The following is a 16656-nucleotide window of genomic DNA, read 5'->3' on the forward strand; positions in this document are numbered from 1 at the left end:
ATAAGACGCCGATCCGACTCCGAGCCTTTCCTCCCCATGCCAGAGAACCATCCCGCCGAGCCCGCCAAGGTCCTGACCGTCGGCGAGGTCGCCCGGCGCAGCGGCGTCGCCGTCTCGACGGTGCACTTCTACGAATCGAAGGGGCTGATCAAGGGCTGGCGCAGCGAGGGCAACCAGCGCCGCTATCCGCGCGAGGTGCTGCGCCACATCGCCGTGATCCGCGTGGCGCAGCGCACGGGCATTCCGCTCGAGACCATCCGCGATTCGCTGTCGCGGCTGCCCGAGGGGCGCATCCTCAATGCCGCGCAGTGGAAGGCGCTGTCCGCTCACTGGCGCGACGAACTCGACGCGCGCATCCGCGTGCTGACCCGGCTGCGCGACGACCTCGGCGAATGCATCGGCTGCGGCTGCCTGTCGATGACCGACTGCCCGCTGCGCAATCCCGGCGACCGGCTGGGCGCCACGGGACCGGGGGCGGTGCTGCTCGACGATCCGCCTTGAGCCCGTGCGCCGCTCGGACATGTCGCGCGCACTAGACTTGCCCCGCGCATGACCCTGCTCGACACCCCCGCCCTCCGCCGGCTCGCCAAAGCCGCCACGCCCACGCGTCCCACCTGCGCCTGCCGCCTGCAGGACGCCAGGGCCTGGGAAAGCATCACCGAGGAACGCTGGCCCAAGGCGCTGATGGAACAGGTCGGCACGCTGCGCGACCTCGAGGCCTACGAACCCACGTTCGAGGAATTCCACCCGGCCGGCACGCGCTACGACTCGCCCGAGGCGCCGATCTCGGTCGCGCACTTCCCGTACAACCGCTGCGACGTCTACCGCTGCAGCGCCTGCGCGCAGCTGGTGCTGCGCTACACCGAGTTCGGCGGCTACTACATCGACCACCGCGTGCGGGTGGTCGATGCCGCGCTGATCGCCGGCTGATCAGCCCTCGCCCATGAGGTGCGCGGCCAGCGCGCGAAAGGCCGGCATCGAGGTCGGCAGGTGGGCGTTGGCCGCCAGCGGATGCGAGGCGAAGCGCGCCACCACCATCTCGGCCACCGGATCGATGTGCAGCGCCTGGCCATGGATGCCCTGCGCGGTGAAGCTGCCGTGCGCGTCGTGCGCCACCCACCACATGTTGCGGTAGCTCCAGCCGGCCAGCCGGGTGTAGCCCGCGAGCGCGAAGCGCGCCGGGTCGGCGCCGCGGCGGATGTCGGCGACCACGGCCTCGGGCACGATCTGCGCGCCGTTGAAGTGGCCGCCCAGCCGCATCGCCTCGCCGAAGCGCGCGAGGTCGCGCAGGCCGGTGCACAAGCCGCCGCCCGCGAACTCGGCGCCCTGGCCGTCGAGCGCGAAGCTGGCGTCCTGCTCGGCACCCAGGCGCGACCAGATCAGTTCGCCCAGCAGGCCGGCCACCGATTGCCCCGCCGCGCGTGCGATCAGCCAGCCCAGCACGTCGGTGTTGACGGTGCGATACGCGAAGGCCTGGCCGTGCACGGTGCCGTCGCGCGCGGCACCCACGCTCTGCAGGAACTGTCGGTAGCCCTCGGCGCCCGCGTAGCCCGCCGGACGCGGCAGCAGCTCGCCGGCGCGCGCGTGCTTCCACACGCCGGCATCGGGGTCGGCGTACTCCTCCGAATAGTCGATGGCCGTGGTCATGTCCATCACCTGGCGCACGGTCGCGCTGCCGAAGGCGCTGTCGGCCAGTTCGGGGATGTAGTGCGTGACGAAGGCGTTCTCGTCGAGCGTGCCGTCGGCCGCGAGCATGGCGCCGAGCGTGCCCACCACCGACTTGGTGACCGACATCGCCATGTGCTCGCCGTGCGCATCGAGCGCGCCGAAGTAGCGCTCGTAGACGACGCGCCCGCGGTGCAGCACCACGGCGCCGTCGGCATGGATGGCCTCGAGCGCCGCGAGCCAGGTCGTGGGCGCGCCATCGCCGAAGCGCGCGAAGGGCAACGCATCGATCTCGGGCCGCATCGCGCGCGGCAGCTCGGCCACCGGCGCGTTGCCGCGCCCCACCCCGCGCGTGGGCTGCAGTTCGCGCAGGTGCGAGAAGGCCCAGCGGTTGTGCGACGGCTGGAACACCGAGCATTCGCGCGGCCTCGTGACGGGCGCGCCGGCCGTGGGGAATCCGTCGCGCCAGCCGGCGGCCAGCGCTGTGTTGTCTTGCGTCATGAAGAGAAGAAAGAAGAGAAGGTTGGGTTGCGGATTCAGTCAGTCGCCGAGCACGCCCATCACCCGCCGCTCCAGCAGCTCGCTGGCGCGGCTCAGGTGCAGCCGCATGCCTTCGGCGGCGCGGGCCAGGTCGCCGTCCTCGACCGCGTCGAGGATCTCGAGGTGCTCGCGGCAGGACTTGTGCAGCAGGTCGACGTTCACGAGCGGATAGTCCGAGAGGTCCGACATGCGGCGCAGCCGGTTCTGCTGCTGCACGGTGTCGAGCACGAAGCGGTTGCCCGAGAAGCTGGCCAGCAGCTCGTGGAACTGCGCGTTGGCCTCGAAGAAGTCCATCCAGTTGTAGCGCGCGGCCTGGGCCAGCAGGCTCTGCTGACGTTCGCGGCAGGCCAGCAGCCGCTCGTGGTCGATGCGAAAGCCCGGCTCGCGCAGCGCGGCGCATTCGACGATCAGTCGAAAGCGGTAGCTCTCGCGCTCGCTCTCGACCGAGTCGAGGGTCTCGGTGAACTCCCAGCGCTGGTAATGGCGCCCGCGCAGCACGCCGTCCTGCAGCAGCGTGGTCAGCACGGTGCGCAGCAAGGGGCGCGGCGCGTCGTAGGCCTGCGCCAGCTCGAGCTCGTTGACGCGCGTGGGCAGCTTGCCCGCGAGGCGGTCGCGCAGCAATCGGTAGTAGAGGGTCTTCTCCTCGTCCTCGGGCATCTCGCGCCGCGCGCGGCCCAGCGCCTCGCGGTCGGCCACCAGCGTGTAGCCGCGGTTGGGCACGTGGGCCAGCAAGGCACGCTCGTGCAGGAAGCGCAGCGCGGCGCGCACCGGCGTGCGCGAGATGCCGAGCCGGCTCGCGAGGTCGGCCTCGGTCATGTGCCGGCCGTTCTCGTAGCCGCCGGCCAGGGCCTGGTCGAGGATGTAGCGGCTCACGCGCTGCGCGAGCGGCGCGATCTGCGACGCAGGGGGCGCCGGGGGCGTGTCCATCTGTGCTTCGGCCATCCAAGGTTCTCCGGGGAGGAATCGCGAGTGGCGCCGATCATCGCGCCGACTTTGTATTTTTGACCGCAAAAAACCATGTACATCTTGCGACAAAAATACAATCCACGCTCCAAGATCGGCCCACGACGACCCGAGCGCCGGGTCGCGTCCCAACGGAGAAAACCCTCGTGGCCGCAGCCGACACCCTTTCGAACCCCGACGCCGCCGCGGCGTCGCCCGCCCTGCCCGCGTCCCTCGACGCGTTCTGGATGCCCTTCACCCCCAACCGCAAGTTCAAGCAATCGCCGCGCCTGATCGTCGGCAGCGAAGGCCTCTACTACGACCTCGCGGACGGCCGCCGCGTGCTCGACGCCATCGCCGGCCTGTGGTGCGTGAACGCCGGCCACCGCAACCCACGCATCAGCGCCGCGCTGAAGGCGCAAATCGACGTGCTCGACTACGCCTCGAACTTCCAGATCGGCCACCCGGCCGCCTTCACGCTGGCCGAGCGGCTCGCCGGGATGGCGCCCGGGGGCATGAACCACGTGTTCTTCACCAACTCGGGCTCCGAGTCGGTCGACACCGCGCTGAAGATCGCGGTGGCCTACCACCGCGCGCGCGGCGAGGCCGGCCGCTACCGGCTGATCGGCCGCGAGCGCGCCTACCACGGCGTGGGCTTCGGCGGCATCTCGGTCGGCGGCATCGGCCGCCAGCGCAGCACCTTCGGGCCGCTGCTCAACGGCGTCGACCACCTGCCGCACACGCACGATCTGGCGCGCAATGCCTTCTCGCGCGGCGAGCCGCCGCACGGCCTCGACAAGGCCGACGCGCTCGAGGCGCTGATCTCGCTGCACGACGCATCGACCGTGGCCGCCGTCATCGTCGAGCCGGTGGCCGGCTCCACCGGCGTGCTGCCGCCGCCGCGCGGCTACCTGAAGCGCCTGCGCGAGATCTGCGACCGGCACGGCGTGCTGCTGATCTTCGACGAGGTCATCACCGGCTTCGGCCGCCTGGGCACCAACTTCGCGGCCGACCTGTTCGGCGTGAAGCCCGACCTCATCACCACCGCCAAGGGCCTGACCAATGGCGCGGTGCCGATGGGCGCGGTGCTGATGCGCGACGCGGTGCACGACGCCTTCATGCAGGGCAGCGTGAGCGCGGTCGAGCTCTCGCACGGCTACACCTACTCGGGCCATCCGCTGGCCTGCGCGGCCGCCATGGCCACGCTCGACGCCTATGTGCACGACGGCCTGATCGCGCAGGCCGCGGCGCTGTCGCCCTATTTCGAGGAAGGCCTGCACGCGCTGCGCGGCCTGCCCGGCGTGATCGACGTGCGCAACGTCGGCCTGCTGGCCGGCATCGAGCTGCAGCCCTGGGCCGCGGGCGCGGGCACGCACGCCCAGGCCGTGGCGCAGCACTGCCTCGACGCCGGCGTGCTGGTGCGCTCGGTCGGCGACACGATCGCGCTGTCGCCGCCGTTCACGCTCGAGCGCCGCCACGTCGACCAGATCGTCGACAGCCTGCGCCAGGCCATTGCCCAGACCGCCCAGCCCACCGACACGCCCGCCTGAATTCCCGAGGACCGCACCCCATGGACATCGAATCCTTCCCCCTCTACGACATCGAGGGCGACGCCGCCCAGTGCGGCCGCCAGTACGGCCGCGCGGCCGGCGACCGCATCGACCTGAGCCTGCGCACCTACCGCGCCGCCTTCGAGCGCGTGGGCCTGAACTGGGAACGCACGCGCGCGCTGGCGCGCCGCTTCATGCCGCTGGTCGAGGCCTTCGACGCCGGCATGCTGCGCGAGATCGAGGGCGTGGCCGAGGGCGCGGGCGTGCCGGCCGAGGACATCGTGGCGCTCAACGCGCGCAGCGAGATGCTCTACGCCTTCCAGCAGCTCGAGGCCACCGAGCCGCCCGACGGCTGCACCGGCGTGGTGGTCATGCCCTCGGCCGCGCGCGACGGCAAGCTGATCCACGCGCAGAACTGGGACTGGCGCGTCGAGAGCCTCGAGCTCGGCGTGGTGCTGCGCATCCAGCCGGCCAAGGGCCCGGCCATCCTGACCTTCGCCGAGGCGGGCACGCTGGCGCGCGCCGGGCTCAACAGCGCGGGCATCGCGGTCACCGGCAACTTCATCAAGGCCGACAGCGACGGCCGCCAGCAGGGCGTGCCGCTGGCGCTGATCCGCCGCGGCATCCTGCAGTCCGAGCTCTACGCCAATGCGCTCGGCGTGGTCTGCCGCAGCGCGCGCTCGATCTCCAACAACATGATCCTCACCCATGCCGAGGGCGAGGCCGTGAGCCTGGAGACCTGCCCCGAGCAGGTGTTCTGGCAGCAGCCCGAGGACGGCGTGCTGGTGCATGCCAACCATTTCAAGACGCCGGCCGCGCTGGCGCGCGTGGTCGACCGCAGCCTCGAGACCACGCCCGACTCGCTCTACCGCGACCGCCGCGTGACCGAGGCCCTGCGAAAGCGCGCCGGCGACCTCACCGAGCAGGACGTGCTCGACGCGCTGCAGGACCGCTTCGGCGCGCCGCGCGCGGTCTGCCGCAGCCCGAGCGCGGGCCCGGGCGGCGCCTCCTCGGCCACCGTGGCGACCATCGTGATGGACCCGGCGGCACGAAAGATGCGCATCGCGCCCGCGCCCTTCAAGGCCCACCGCTTCACCGACTATTCCCTCTGAGTTCCTCCCGATCCGATCCCGACCGGCCCAGCCCCCGACAGGAGTGTTTTCCATGAACCCACCCGTGCCCCCCGCCCGCCCGCCTTCCGTCTCGCGCGCCGCCGCCCTGCTGGCGCTCGGCCTCACCGCCGGCACCGCCTTCGCCCAGGGCGCGCCCGGCGCCGGCCAGACGCTGCGCATCCAGATCAACTCGGACATCCGCAGCACCGATCCCGGCGGCAACCGCGACGACAACACCGACAACGTGCTGCTGCACATCGGCGAGGGCCTGGTCGCACTGCGCGAGGACACCTCGGTGGGCCCCATGCTCGCGAGCAAGGTCGACACCTCGGCCGACGGCCTGAGCTACACCTTCACGCTGCGCGACGGCGTGAAGTTCCAGAACGGCGCCACGCTCACCGCCGACGACGTGGTCTGGAGCTGGCAGCGCTACCTCAAGCCCGGAAGCGGCTGGCGCTGCCTCAGCGAGTTCGACGGCAAGGGCATGACCAAGGTGCTCTCGGTGGAGGCGCCGAACCCGAAGACGGTGGTGTTCAAGCTCGACCGCGCGAGCGCGCTGTTCCTCACCATGATGGCGCGACCCGACTGCGGCGGCGCGGCCATCCTGCACCGCAGCTCGGTCGGCGCCGACGGCCAGTGGAAGGAGCCGGTGGGCACCGGCCCCTACAAGCTCAAGGAATGGAAGCGCGGCCAGTACGTGGAGCTCACCCGCTTCGACGGCTACAGCGCGCGCGCCGAGCCGCGCGACGGCCTCACGGGTGGCAAGAAGGCCGAGGTCGAGAACCTGCGTTTCGTCGTCATCCCCGACTCGGCCGCGGCCAAGGCCGCGCTCTACAGCGGCGGCATCGACGCCTTCATCAGCCCCAGCCCGTCGGACGTGATCGAGATGCGCGGCCGCGCCGACGTGCGCGTGGACACCACGCCCGTGATGACCATGGTCGCGCTGCTGCTGCAGACCAACGACCCCGTGCTCAAGGACGTGCGCATCCGCCGCGCGCTGGCGCTGGCGCTCGACACGCCCGAGATCGCGCGCTCGGTCACCGAGGGCCTGTCGGCCGTCAACAACTCGGTCGTGCCCTCGACCAGCCCCTACTACGACGCGGCGCAGGCCGGCGGCTTCAAGCGCGACATCGCCGCCGCGAAGAAGCTGCTGGCCGAGGCCGGCTACCGCGGCCAGCCGATCCGCATGATCGCCAACAAGCGCTACGAGGCGCTCTACTCGGCCGCCGTGCTGGTGCAGGCCATGGCCACCGAGGCCGGCATCAACATCGAGCTCGAGGTGCTCGACTGGGCCACCCAGCTCGACCGCTACACCAAGGGCCAGTACCAGAGCATGGCCTTCGTCTACTCGGCGCGCATCGATCCCGCGCTCAACTACGAGATGGTGTCGGGCGACAAGGCCGCGCAGCCGCGCAAGGTCTGGGACAGCGCCTATGCCCAGACCCGTCTGGCCGAGGCCATGGTCTCGCGCGACAAGGCGCGCCGCCAGGCGCTGTTCGACGAGATGCACAAGCAGATGCTGCAGGACGTGCCGATGATCGTGCTGTTCAACGCCAGCGATGCCACCGCCATGCGCAGGAACGTGGTCGGCTTCAAGGGCTGGGCGCCGGCCAAGCCGCGCTTCTGGAACGTGCGGCTGGCCGCCGCCGGCGGCTGAGCGGAGGCCGCGCCTTCATGCCCGCCTACCTCCTGCGCCGGATCGCGATGACGATCCCGACGCTGCTGCTGGTCTCCATCGCAGTCTTCGCGCTGATGCGGCTGATCCCGGGCGACCCGGTGCTGCTGATGCTCGGCGAAGGGGCCGACCCGGCCCAGCTCGAATCGATGCGCCACCAGATGGGCCTGGACCAGCCGCTGCCGCTGCAGTACCTGGTCTGGCTGCGCCAGGCGCTGGGCGGCGACCTCGGCGTCTCGACCACCAACGGCCTGCCGGTGCTGCCGCTGATCTGGGAGCGCTTCCAGGTCAGCGCCGTCATCGTGCTGGTCGCGGTGGCGCTGGCCTCGCTGATCGCCGTGCCCGCGGGCCTGGTCGCCGCCTGGCGCAAGGACCGCCCCGCCGACCTCGCCATCATCGGCGCGGCCACGCTGATGCTCTCGGTGCCGAGCTTCTGGCTCGGCCTGCTGCTGCTGATGTTCTTCGGCCAGTACCTGCACTGGCTGCCGGTGGTGGGCTACGTGCCGCTGTCCGAGAGCTTCTCGCAGGGCGTGCTCTACGTGATCCTGCCGATCGTCACGCTGGTGCTGGTCGAGACCGGCGTGCTCACGCGCATGTCGCGCGCCAGCACCATCGAGATCCTGCGGCTCGAATACGTGACGCATGCGCGCGCCAAGGGCGTGCCCGAGTCGCAGGTGCTGCGCCGCCACGTGCTGCCCAACGCCTTCAATCCCACGCTGACCATGATCGGGCTGATCCTCGGCCACCTGCTCAGCGGCATCGCGGTGCTCGAGACGGTGTTCACCCTGCCCGGCCTCGGCCGCCTGATGATCGATTCGATCTTCGCGCGCGACTATCCGGTGCTGCAGGGCTGCCTGCTGTTCACCGCCTGCATCTACGTGGTCATCAACCTGGTCGTGGACATGTGCTATCCCCTGTTCGATCCGCGGGTGTCGGTGCAGTGATGAAGATCAAGACCCATACCCTGGTGGGCGGCGTGCTGATCGCCACGCTGCTGGTGCTGGCCGTGGTGGCGGCCGTCTGGACGCCCTACAACCCGGTCGGCATCGACCTCAAGTCCAAGCTGCAGGCGCCCTCGATGGCGCACTGGCTCGGCACCGACGAGTTCGGCCGCGACGTGGCCAGCCGCGCGATGCGCGCCGCCTCCACCAGCTGCCTGGTGGCGCTGCTCACGGTCGCGCTGGCCACCGCCATCGGGCTGGTGGTGGGCGTGGTCGCGGGCTTCGTGCGCGGCTGGACCGACCGCGTGCTGATGGCCTTCAACGACACGCTGTTGGCCTTCCCGGGCCTCTTGCTGGCGCTGGCCGTGATGGTGATCGTGGGCGCCAACCAGTGGGGCATCGTGCTCGCGCTGAGCCTGGCCTACGCGCCCTCGGTGGTGCGCGTGGTGCGCGGCACCGTGCTGTCGCTGCGCGAGCGCGAATACGTCGAGGCCTCGCGCATGATCGGCAACGGCGAGATCTACACCATGTGGCGCCACATCCTGCCGAACTGCGTGGCGCCGGTCGCCGTGCTGGCCACCAGCATGTTCGGCTGGGTGCTGCTGTCGGAGAGCGCGCTGAGCTTCCTGGGCCTGGGCGTGCCGCCGCCGGCACCCACCTGGGGCAACATGCTCTCGAGCGCGCGGCCCTACATGGTCTCGGCCGTCTGGCTGTGCGTGGTGCCGGGCCTGTGCATCGCGCTCACGCTGCTGGGCATCAACCTGCTGGGCGAATCGCTGCGCGACCGGCTCGATCCGCGGACGGAGAAGTCATGAGCGCGCCTTCCAACCCCTCTCCCGTTCTTTCGGTCGAGCACCTGAGGATCGCGCTGCGCCACGGCACCCAGCCGCTGGTGCACGACCTTTCGTTCGAGGTCCGGCCCGGCGAATTCCTCGCCGTGGTCGGCGAATCGGGCAGCGGCAAGACCATGGCCGCGCGCGCCATCCTGCAGTTGCTGCCGCCCGGCATCGCGCAGACCGGCGGGCGCATCGTGTTCGACGGCCAGGACCTGAGCCGGCACGACGCGCAGGCCATGCGGCCGATCCGCGGCCCGGGCATCGGCATGGTGTTCCAGGAGCCGATGGTCTCGCTCAACCCGGTGCACCGCATCGGCGAGCAGATGGCCGAGGGCCTGCGCATGCACCACCGGCTGTCGGCCGCCGAGATCCGCGCGCGCAGCCTCGAGATGCTGCGCCGCGTGCAGATCGCCGACCCCGAGCGCTGCATGCAGGCCTATCCGCACGAGTTCTCGGGCGGCATGCGCCAGCGCATCATGCTCGCGAGCGTGATGCTGCTGAAGCCGCGCCTCTTGATCGCCGACGAGCCCACCACCGCGCTCGACACCCTGAGCCAGCGCGAGGTGCTCGACCTGATGGTCGAGCTCGCGCGCGACAACGGCACGGCCGTGCTGCTGATCACGCACAACCTCGGCCTGGTGGGCCGCTATGCGCAGCGCGCGATCGTGCTCGAGAAGGGCCGGCTGGTCGAGACCGGCGAGGTGCCGTCGATCCTGGTCGCGCCGAAGCAGGCCTACACGCGCAAGCTGGTCGACGCGCTGCCGCGCCGCCAGGCCGCCAAGCCGACAGCCACCGAAACGCGCCAGCCGCTGCTGCAGGTGCGCGGCCTCGGCGTGAGCTATCCCGGCGCGCGCCTGGGCTTCTTCAAGCGCCAGCCGCCGGTGCCCGTCATCGACGCGCTCGACCTCGACATCCACCCGGGCGAGATGGTCGCGCTGGTGGGCGGCAGCGGCTCGGGCAAGACCACGCTGGGCCGCGCCATCCTGCGGCTCGCGCCCTCGAACGCCGGGCAGATCCTGTTCCACGGCGAGGACGTGCGCACCGCCGGCCGCGCCGCGCTGCACCGCTTCCGGCTGGCCTGCCAGCTCGTGTTCCAGGACCCCTTCTCCTCGCTCGACCCGCGCATGCGCGTGCAGGAGATCGTGGCCGAGCCGCTGCGCCACCTGCCCGAGCTCGATGCCGCGGCGCGCCTGCGGCGCGTGGCCGAGACGCTCGACGAGGTCGGCCTCGACGGCCTGGGCGCGCGCTACCCACACGAGCTCTCGGGCGGCCAGCGCCAGCGCGTGGCGATCGCGCGCGCGCTGGTGCGCCGGCCCGCCTTCGTGGTGGCCGACGAGCCCGTGTCCGCGCTCGACATGACGATCCAGGCCCAGGTGCTGCGGCTGTTCCAGAGCCTGCAGCAGCACCATGGCTTCGCCTGCCTGTTCATCAGCCACGATCTCGCGGCCGTCGAGCAGATCGCCGACCGCGTGATCGTGATGGAGCGCGGCCGCATCGTGGAGCAAGGCGCGCGCGACGCGGTGTTCGACCGGCCGCGCCATGCCTACACCCAGGCACTGCTGGCGGCCACGCCGCGGCCGCTGCACGAGCTGGCCGAGCCCGCCATCGACATCCAACCCGTTCCCGAGAAAGCCTTCGCGTGACCTCCCCCTCGCCCTACAGCTGGCAGCATCCCAGCGCCCCGCCGCCGCTCGATCCGCAGATCGTCGAGTTCATGCGCCTCATGGGCGCCGAGGGCGCGCGCTATCCGAAGCGCCACACCATTCCCATCGCCGAGGGCCGCGCCAATGCCGAGAAGGTGCGCGCGCCGTGGACGCGGGGCGGGCCCGAGATGGCGCGCAGCGTCGACCACCGCGTGCCCACGCGCCACGGCGAGGTGCGCATCCGCGTGCACTACCCCGCGCATCGCGCGCTGCAGGGTGCACTGGTCTACATCCACGGTGGCGGCTTCGTGCTGTTCAGCCTCGACACCCACGACCGCGTGATGCGCGAGTACGCGGGCCGCGCCGGCATCGCTGTGATCGGCATCGACTACACGCGCGCGCCCGAAGCGCGCTTTCCGCAGCCGCACGACGAATGCGTGGACGTGATGCGCTGGCTGGCCGCCCATGCGGGCACGCTCGACATCGATCCCGCGCAGCTCTTCATCGGCGGCGACTCGGCCGGCGCCAACCTCTCGGTCGGCGCCTGCCTGGTGCTGCGCGACGAGGGCGATGCGCTGCCGCTGGGCATGCTGCTGAACTACGGTGCCTACAGCACCGAGCTCTACCGCGACTCGGTGGTGCGCTACGGCGCGGGCGAGTACGGCCTGTCGCTGCACATGATGCTGTGGTTCTATGGCCTCTATGCGCGCGGGCCGGCCGACTTCGCCGACCCGCGCCTGCACAGCCTCTCGGCCCGGCTCGAGGGCCTGCCGCCGGCCTGCATGGTGGTCACCGAATGCGATCCGCTGTACGACGACAACCGGCTGATGGCCGCGCGGCTGCGCGAGGCCGGCGTGGCGGTCAGCGAGAGGCTCTACCCCGGCACCATCCACGGCTTCCTCGAGGCGGTCTCGGTCGCCGACGTGGCCGGCCGCGCCTTCGACGATTCGGTGCGCTGGCTGCGCGACCTCGCCACGCGCTGAGCCATCGCATGTACACGCCCAAGCCCTATGCCGAGGCCGAGCTCGCGACGCTGCACGAAGGCATGCGCGCCTGGAGCTTCGCCACGCTGGTCACGGTCGGCCCGGCCGGCGCCAGTGCCACCCACCTGCCCTTCCTGCTCGATGCGCGAGACGGCGAGGCCGGCCTGCTCACCACCCATCTCGCGAGGAAGAACCCGCAGCTCGAGGACCTGCGCGCGGGCCGCGAGGCGCTGGTGATCTTCCAGGGCCCGCATGCCTTCGTCACGCCGAGCTGGTACGTCAAACAGAGCACCTTCCCGACCTGGAACTACAGCGCGATCCATGCGCGCGGCACGCCGCGCGTGATCGAGGAGCGCATGGCGATCCACGCCGTGCTGCGCCGCACCGTCGCGGTCTACGACACGCCGCTGCGCGCCGAATGCGCGGGCAGCTGGGACTTCGACGCCATGCCCTTCGACTTCGTCGCGCCGCGGCTCGACATGATCGCGGCGGTGGAGATTCCCGTGCAATCGCTCGAGGGCAAGTTCAAGCTCAACCAGGACCGCTCGGAGGAGGACCGGCGCGGCGTGATCGCCGCGCTCGAACGGCTCGGCGAGCCGCAGGGCGTGGCCGTGGCGCGGATGATGCGCGAGCGGCTGGAGACCGCCACGAGCGCGTGAACCGTCGCGGCACAATGGTCCGCGTGCCGCTTCTTCTCCGCCTGTTCGCCGGCCTCGCGCTGGCCTGCCTCTTCGCCACCGCCCACGCGACCGAGCCGCTGTTGCTCGTCACCGAACCCGCCGCGCTGCAGGCGGCCGAGAAGTCCGGCGCGGGCTTCGCGCACTGGCTGGCCGAAACACCGGGCGCCGACGGCATCGAGAGCAACGAGGTGCTGATGCGTTCGAAGGCTTGGCGCTCCATCGCCGAGCCCCTCGGCGCCAGCCTCGCAGCCATCCAGCGCCGCGACAAGCAGGCCGGCGTCGGCATCGCGAAGTACCCGCACCGCCTGTTCGACGCGCGCTGGCTCGCGAGCCCCGATGCCTTCTTCGAACTGGTGGGCGTGGCCAACCGCATGGACCGGCGCCCATTCCAGGACGGTGCCTGCGGCGAGACCCGGCTCGTGTACCGCCTCGCCTACCGCACGAGCGCGATGCAGTCGCGGCTGCCGATGACCGTCAACGTCGAGCTGCGCGGCGACGCGCCCGATGCCGACGGCGGCTGCGCCGCGGCCGCGAAGCGCTGGCAGCCGCCGCAGGCCGCGATGGCCGACGAGGCGCTGGGCCGCTGGCTGGTGTCGGCCGACGGCCCGCTCTCGCCGCAACGGCTCGCGCCCGCGCGCATCTCGCAACTCACGGTGAACCTGCAGAGCGTGCGCTGGCCCTCGGCCGTGCGGCCCGATCTCGGCGGCCATGCCGAATACATGCTGCGTGCCTTCCGCTGGAACGCGGCCGCGAAGCGCTACGACGTGGGCCCGCTCGAGAACACGCCCGATGTCGCGAAGCTCAAGGCCAGCGCGCCGCTGCGCCAGGAACTGAAGCAATGGCTTCGCCAGCCCGAGAACCTGCGCGCGCTCGACGAAGCCACGCTCAGGATCCCCGAGCGCTTCCTCGCCACCGAGGCCATCTCGGTCGCGCCGCGTGGCCTCGAGCGCCTCGCCAACCGCCCGTTCGCGCAGCTCTTCGCCGAGAGCGAATGGCAGGCCGTGCCCGGCAGCCGCACGCTGCAGTCACCGCGGGCCCTGCTGCGCCGGCTCGACGACCTCAGTTGCATGGGCTGCCACCAGAGCCGCGCGGTCGCGGGCTTCCACCTGCTGGGCCTCGATCGCCGCGGCGCCTCGCGCAGCTTCACGCCCGGCAATGCGCTCGCGGTGCCGCACTCGCCGCATCTGCAGGACGAACTCGCGCGCCGTGCGCGCTACCTGCAGGCAGCGTTGACCACGCCGAAGCCCGATCCCTTCCGGCCGCTCGCCGAGCCGCTCGATGCGAACACACGACCCGAGCCGGCGATCGTCGGCGCGCGCTGCGAACCCACGCGCATCACGGCCTCGGCCAACCCCTGGCTCGACCGCGCCGAGAAGCTGCCGCGCACCGCCTGCGAAGGTGCCGCCTCGGTCTGCGAGAAGACCTCGGTCGGCTTCCCCGGCGGCATGTGCTCGGGCCCCTGCGATCCGAAGGACCCGAATGGCACGTGCGGTGGCATCGCGATCCTCAGCGACTTCAACCAGTGCCTGGCGGCGAAGCGCCCGTTCGGCGAATGCCTCGCGAAGCACACGCGCCCCGGCAACCTGCGCAGCTGCTCGGCCACCGCGCCCTGCCGCGACGACTACATCTGCGCGCAGGCCGAAGGCCAGCCCGAGGGCCGCGGGGCCTGCATCCCGCCGTACTTCCTGTTCCAGATGCGCGTGGACGGCCACTCCTGACTTTCACCCTCCCCCGCTGGGGGAGGGCCGGGGTGGGGGCACCGGGCGCATCCATCGCCCCGCGAACATCGGCCGCCCGGTGCCCCCATCCCGACCTTCCCCCAAAGGGGGAAGGAGTTGGGAAAGGAGTCACCCCTCGTTCGCCGCCGGCCGCATCTTCCACGCCGACAGCGCCGCCACCGCCCCCAGCACCGCCACATACGCCCCCACCGGCACGATGCTGCCGAACTTCGCCACCAGCGTCGCCGCGATGATCGGCGCCAGCCCGCCGCCGAGCGCGGCCGCCATCTGGATGCCGATCGAGATGCCCGAGTAGCGCAGCTCGGCCGGGAACTGCGCCGCGTAGAGGTTCGACTGCGGCGCGAACATCAGCGGGTAGTTGAGCGCGAGCGCCACCACCATCGCCACCGTGTAGGCCGTGAGCGAGCCGCTGCCGATGGCCTGGAACAGCGGCAGCGCCATCAAGGCCAGCAGCGCGCCGCCGAACACGTAGAGCCGGCGCGCGCCGACACGGTCGGCCAGCCAGCCGAACAGCGGGATGGTCAGCACCATCAGCGACGAACCCAGCACCAGCGCATGCAGCGCATCGCCGCGCGAGAAGCCCAGCCGCGTGACCGCATAGGAGATCGAGAACACCAGGATGGTGTAGATCAGCGTGACCTCGGCCAGCTTGCCGCCGATGGTCAGGAGCAGCGGCCGCCAGTGCGCCAGCACCACTTCGCGCGCGGGCAGCGCGGCGGTCTTGCGGTGCGCCTTCACGGCCTCGAACTCGGGCGACTCGTCGATGCGCGTGCGGATGAAGATGCCCACCACGATCAAGAGCGCGCTGGCCAGGAACGGCAGCCGCCAGCCCCAGTGCAGGAAGGCGTCCTCGGGCAGCTGCGTGACCAGCGCGAAGGCACCCGACGACAGCAGCACGCCGATCGGCGCGCCCATCTGCGGCATGCTGCCCACCAGCGAGCGCCAGCGCGGCGGCGCATGCTCCACCGCCATCAGCATCGCCCCGCCGAGCTCGCCGCCGAAGGATAAGCCCTGGCCGATGCGCAGCAGCACCAGCAGCACCGCGGCCCAGAGCCCGATCGACTCGTAGGTCGGCAGCACGCCGATCAGCACCGTGCAGATGCCCATCATCAAGAGGCTCAGCGTCAGCATGGCCTTGCGACCCAGCCGGTCGCCGTAGTGGCCGAACACGATGCCGCCGATCGGCCGCGCGAGCATGCCGCTCGCGAAGGTGCCGAAGGCCGCGAGCGTGCCGGTCACCGGATCGAAGTTCGGAAAGAACAGCTTGTTGAAGACCAGCGCGGCCGCCGTGCCGTAGGCCAGGAAGTCGAAGCCCTCGATGGCGGTGCCGGCCATGGTGGCGGCGCCGACCTTCCAGACGCTCTGCGGCTTGGCGGCCGCGGGCGCGGCGCCCACCGGGGTGGCGATGGTGTTCATGCCTGGTGCTCCTCGACCTGCCGCGCGAACATCGCGAAGCTGGCTTTCACGATGCTGGGCTGCAGCAGGAAGTCGTGCGATTCGCGTGCCAGCGCCGGATCGACCAGCTTGAGCCGCCCGTAGGCGCTCTGCGCGATCAGCTGGTTGCGCGCGGCGCGCTCGATCAGCACCGAGAGGTAAAGCGACTCCTCCACGCTCGAGGTGGCGGCCAGGAAGCCATGGTTGGCCAGCAGCACGCAGCGCTTGGCGCCGAGCGCGGCCGAGATGATCTCGCCCTCCACGTCGGCGATCGGCAGACCCGGCCATTCGGCGAGGAAGGCGCAGTCGTCGAAGAAGGGCGTTGCATCCATGTGCGCGACCTGCAGCGGCTCGCCGGTCATCGACAGCGCCGACACATAGGGCGGATGGGTATGGATCACGCAGTGGACGTCGGGCCGGCGCCGGTACACCCAGAGGTGGAAGCGCACGGCCGGGTTGGGCACGCCGCGGCCCTCGAGCACGCGCAGCGAATCGTCGATGCGCATCACCGAGCCCGCGCGGATCTCGCCGAACGCATGCGCCAGCGGCGTGGTGAGGAAGCTGCCGTCGGCCTGGCGCACCGTGATCTGACCGGCCAGGGTTTCGGAATGGCCCTCCTTCGCGAGGATGCGGCAGCTCAGCGCGAGCTTCTCGGCATCGCTCCAGTGGCCGACGGTGAGGCCGTCGAGCTTCAGGGGCGCGTCGGCGGAGGGGGCGTCTGTGACGGTGGGGTTCACGCGGTTTTCCTTCATCGGTGGTCGATGGCCGCCAATGTAGGAAGCGATGCCGCGCCCGGCCTTGCGCCTGCGCGCACGCGCATTGATCCAGCGCGCCAACGCGATGGGGCCGCATCCCGCCCGCTAGTGGAAAGTCTCGATGTGCGGCCACGGCGCCCCCTCCAGACTGCGGGCGCGGA

At 71.3% G+C, this 16656-nt stretch carries 15 protein-coding genes; 11 read left to right on the forward strand and 4 right to left on the reverse strand.

The genetic code is table 11. From position 1 onward, the window contains the following. Window positions 1–36 precede the first annotated feature (36 nt). Together soxR and ACEN9J_RS08720 are read left to right on the forward strand one after the other, a co-directional pair. The gene (gene soxR, locus ACEN9J_RS08715; protein WP_093342690.1) at window positions 37–501 is read left to right on the forward strand and encodes a redox-sensitive transcriptional activator SoxR; all 465 of its coding nucleotides are present in this window, start codon (window positions 37–39) and stop codon (window positions 499–501) included. Between the two features lie 48 nt (window positions 502–549). After that, window positions 550–930: a hypothetical protein gene (locus ACEN9J_RS08720; RefSeq protein ID WP_413763825.1), complete on the forward strand. Its 381-nt coding sequence runs from the start codon at window positions 550–552 to the stop codon at window positions 928–930. Here ACEN9J_RS08720 and ACEN9J_RS08725 read toward each other — a convergent pair whose 3' ends face one another. Both ACEN9J_RS08725 and ACEN9J_RS08730 read right to left on the reverse strand, forming a co-directional pair. Further along, complete coding sequence (locus ACEN9J_RS08725) at window positions 931–2166, reverse strand: serine hydrolase domain-containing protein (protein WP_413763826.1); 1236 nt, start codon at window positions 2164–2166, stop codon at window positions 931–933. It lies immediately after the preceding gene. Window positions 2167–2205: 39 nt separating this feature from the next. Then, on the reverse strand, window positions 2206–3147 hold the full coding sequence (locus tag ACEN9J_RS08730) for a GntR family transcriptional regulator (protein WP_413763827.1): 942 nt from the start codon (window positions 3145–3147) through the stop codon (window positions 2206–2208). Between the two features lie 248 nt (window positions 3148–3395). Between ACEN9J_RS08730 and ACEN9J_RS08735 the strand changes: the two genes are divergently transcribed. Genes ACEN9J_RS08735 through ACEN9J_RS08775 form a run of 9 tightly spaced genes read left to right on the forward strand, consistent with a single transcriptional unit; the run spans window position 3396 to window position 14285 of the window. Further along, a complete protein-coding gene (locus tag ACEN9J_RS08735; protein WP_413764556.1) occupies window positions 3396–4697 on the forward strand; it encodes an aspartate aminotransferase family protein in 1302 nt (433 codons plus the stop codon). A gap of 20 nt (window positions 4698–4717) precedes the next feature. After that, window positions 4718–5809 carry a C45 family autoproteolytic acyltransferase/hydolase gene (locus tag ACEN9J_RS08740; RefSeq protein ID WP_261210957.1) on the forward strand — a complete coding sequence of 364 codons (1092 nt, stop codon included), beginning with the start codon at window positions 4718–4720 and terminating at the stop codon, window positions 5807–5809. Between the two features lie 52 nt (window positions 5810–5861). Further along, window positions 5862–7466 carry an ABC transporter substrate-binding protein gene (locus ACEN9J_RS08745; RefSeq protein WP_413763828.1) on the forward strand — a complete coding sequence of 535 codons (1605 nt, stop codon included), beginning with the start codon at window positions 5862–5864 and terminating at the stop codon, window positions 7464–7466. Window positions 7467–7483: 17 nt separating this feature from the next. Then, window positions 7484–8428, forward strand: coding sequence for an ABC transporter permease (locus ACEN9J_RS08750; protein ID WP_057595422.1), 945 nt, complete (start codon window positions 7484–7486; stop codon window positions 8426–8428). Continuing rightward, on the forward strand, window positions 8428–9240 hold the full coding sequence (locus ACEN9J_RS08755) for an ABC transporter permease (RefSeq protein ID WP_057595421.1): 813 nt from the start codon (window positions 8428–8430) through the stop codon (window positions 9238–9240). The genes ACEN9J_RS08750 and ACEN9J_RS08755 overlap by 1 nt, the downstream gene beginning before the upstream one ends. Beyond that, window positions 9237–10904 carry an ABC transporter ATP-binding protein gene (locus tag ACEN9J_RS08760; protein WP_413763829.1) on the forward strand — a complete coding sequence of 556 codons (1668 nt, stop codon included), beginning with the start codon at window positions 9237–9239 and terminating at the stop codon, window positions 10902–10904. The genes ACEN9J_RS08755 and ACEN9J_RS08760 overlap by 4 nt, the downstream gene beginning before the upstream one ends. Further along, complete coding sequence (locus ACEN9J_RS08765) at window positions 10901–11887, forward strand: alpha/beta hydrolase fold domain-containing protein (protein WP_413763830.1); 987 nt, start codon at window positions 10901–10903, stop codon at window positions 11885–11887. The genes ACEN9J_RS08760 and ACEN9J_RS08765 overlap by 4 nt, the downstream gene beginning before the upstream one ends. 8 nt (window positions 11888–11895) lie before the next feature. Then, window positions 11896–12546 carry an FMN-binding negative transcriptional regulator gene (locus ACEN9J_RS08770; protein WP_413763831.1) on the forward strand — a complete coding sequence of 217 codons (651 nt, stop codon included), beginning with the start codon at window positions 11896–11898 and terminating at the stop codon, window positions 12544–12546. A gap of 14 nt (window positions 12547–12560) precedes the next feature. After that, a complete protein-coding gene (locus tag ACEN9J_RS08775; RefSeq protein WP_413763832.1) occupies window positions 12561–14285 on the forward strand; it encodes a hypothetical protein in 1725 nt (574 codons plus the stop codon). 129 nt (window positions 14286–14414) lie between these two features. Here ACEN9J_RS08775 and ACEN9J_RS08780 read toward each other — a convergent pair whose 3' ends face one another. Further along, complete coding sequence (locus ACEN9J_RS08780) at window positions 14415–15722, reverse strand: MFS transporter (protein ID WP_413763833.1); 1308 nt, start codon at window positions 15720–15722, stop codon at window positions 14415–14417. Then, window positions 15719–16477, reverse strand: coding sequence for an aldolase (locus ACEN9J_RS08785; protein ID WP_413763834.1), 759 nt, complete (start codon window positions 16475–16477; stop codon window positions 15719–15721). The genes ACEN9J_RS08780 and ACEN9J_RS08785 overlap by 4 nt, the downstream gene beginning before the upstream one ends. Window positions 16478–16656 lie beyond the last annotated feature (179 nt).

It is taken from the genome of Variovorax sp. Varisp41 (genome assembly GCF_047325085.1).
Classification (GTDB): Bacteria; Pseudomonadota; Gammaproteobacteria; order Burkholderiales; family Burkholderiaceae_C; genus Variovorax.

Bases quoted from the DNA above. Each gene is read 5' to 3' on its own strand.
- soxR (WP_093342690.1), top strand. From the start codon at position 37: ATGCCAGAGAACCATCCCGCCGAGCCCGCCAAGGTCCTGACCGTCGGC.
- ACEN9J_RS08755 (WP_057595421.1), top strand. From the start codon at position 8,428: ATGAAGATCAAGACCCATACCCTGGTGGGCGGCGTGCTGATCGCCACG.
- ACEN9J_RS08720 (WP_413763825.1), top strand. From the start codon at position 550: ATGACCCTGCTCGACACCCCCGCCCTCCGCCGGCTCGCCAAAGCCGCC.
- ACEN9J_RS08780 (WP_413763833.1), bottom strand. From the start codon at position 15,722: ATGAACACCATCGCCACCCCGGTGGGCGCCGCGCCCGCGGCCGCCAAG.
- ACEN9J_RS08760 (WP_413763829.1), top strand. From the start codon at position 9,237: ATGAGCGCGCCTTCCAACCCCTCTCCCGTTCTTTCGGTCGAGCACCTG.
- ACEN9J_RS08725 (WP_413763826.1), bottom strand. From the start codon at position 2,166: ATGACGCAAGACAACACAGCGCTGGCCGCCGGCTGGCGCGACGGATTC.
- ACEN9J_RS08750 (WP_057595422.1), top strand. From the start codon at position 7,484: ATGCCCGCCTACCTCCTGCGCCGGATCGCGATGACGATCCCGACGCTG.
- ACEN9J_RS08770 (WP_413763831.1), top strand. From the start codon at position 11,896: ATGTACACGCCCAAGCCCTATGCCGAGGCCGAGCTCGCGACGCTGCAC.
- ACEN9J_RS08775 (WP_413763832.1), top strand. From the start codon at position 12,561: ATGGTCCGCGTGCCGCTTCTTCTCCGCCTGTTCGCCGGCCTCGCGCTG.
- ACEN9J_RS08740 (WP_261210957.1), top strand. From the start codon at position 4,718: ATGGACATCGAATCCTTCCCCCTCTACGACATCGAGGGCGACGCCGCC.
- ACEN9J_RS08730 (WP_413763827.1), bottom strand. From the start codon at position 3,147: ATGGCCGAAGCACAGATGGACACGCCCCCGGCGCCCCCTGCGTCGCAG.
- ACEN9J_RS08735 (WP_413764556.1), top strand. From the start codon at position 3,396: ATGCCCTTCACCCCCAACCGCAAGTTCAAGCAATCGCCGCGCCTGATC.
- ACEN9J_RS08745 (WP_413763828.1), top strand. From the start codon at position 5,862: ATGAACCCACCCGTGCCCCCCGCCCGCCCGCCTTCCGTCTCGCGCGCC.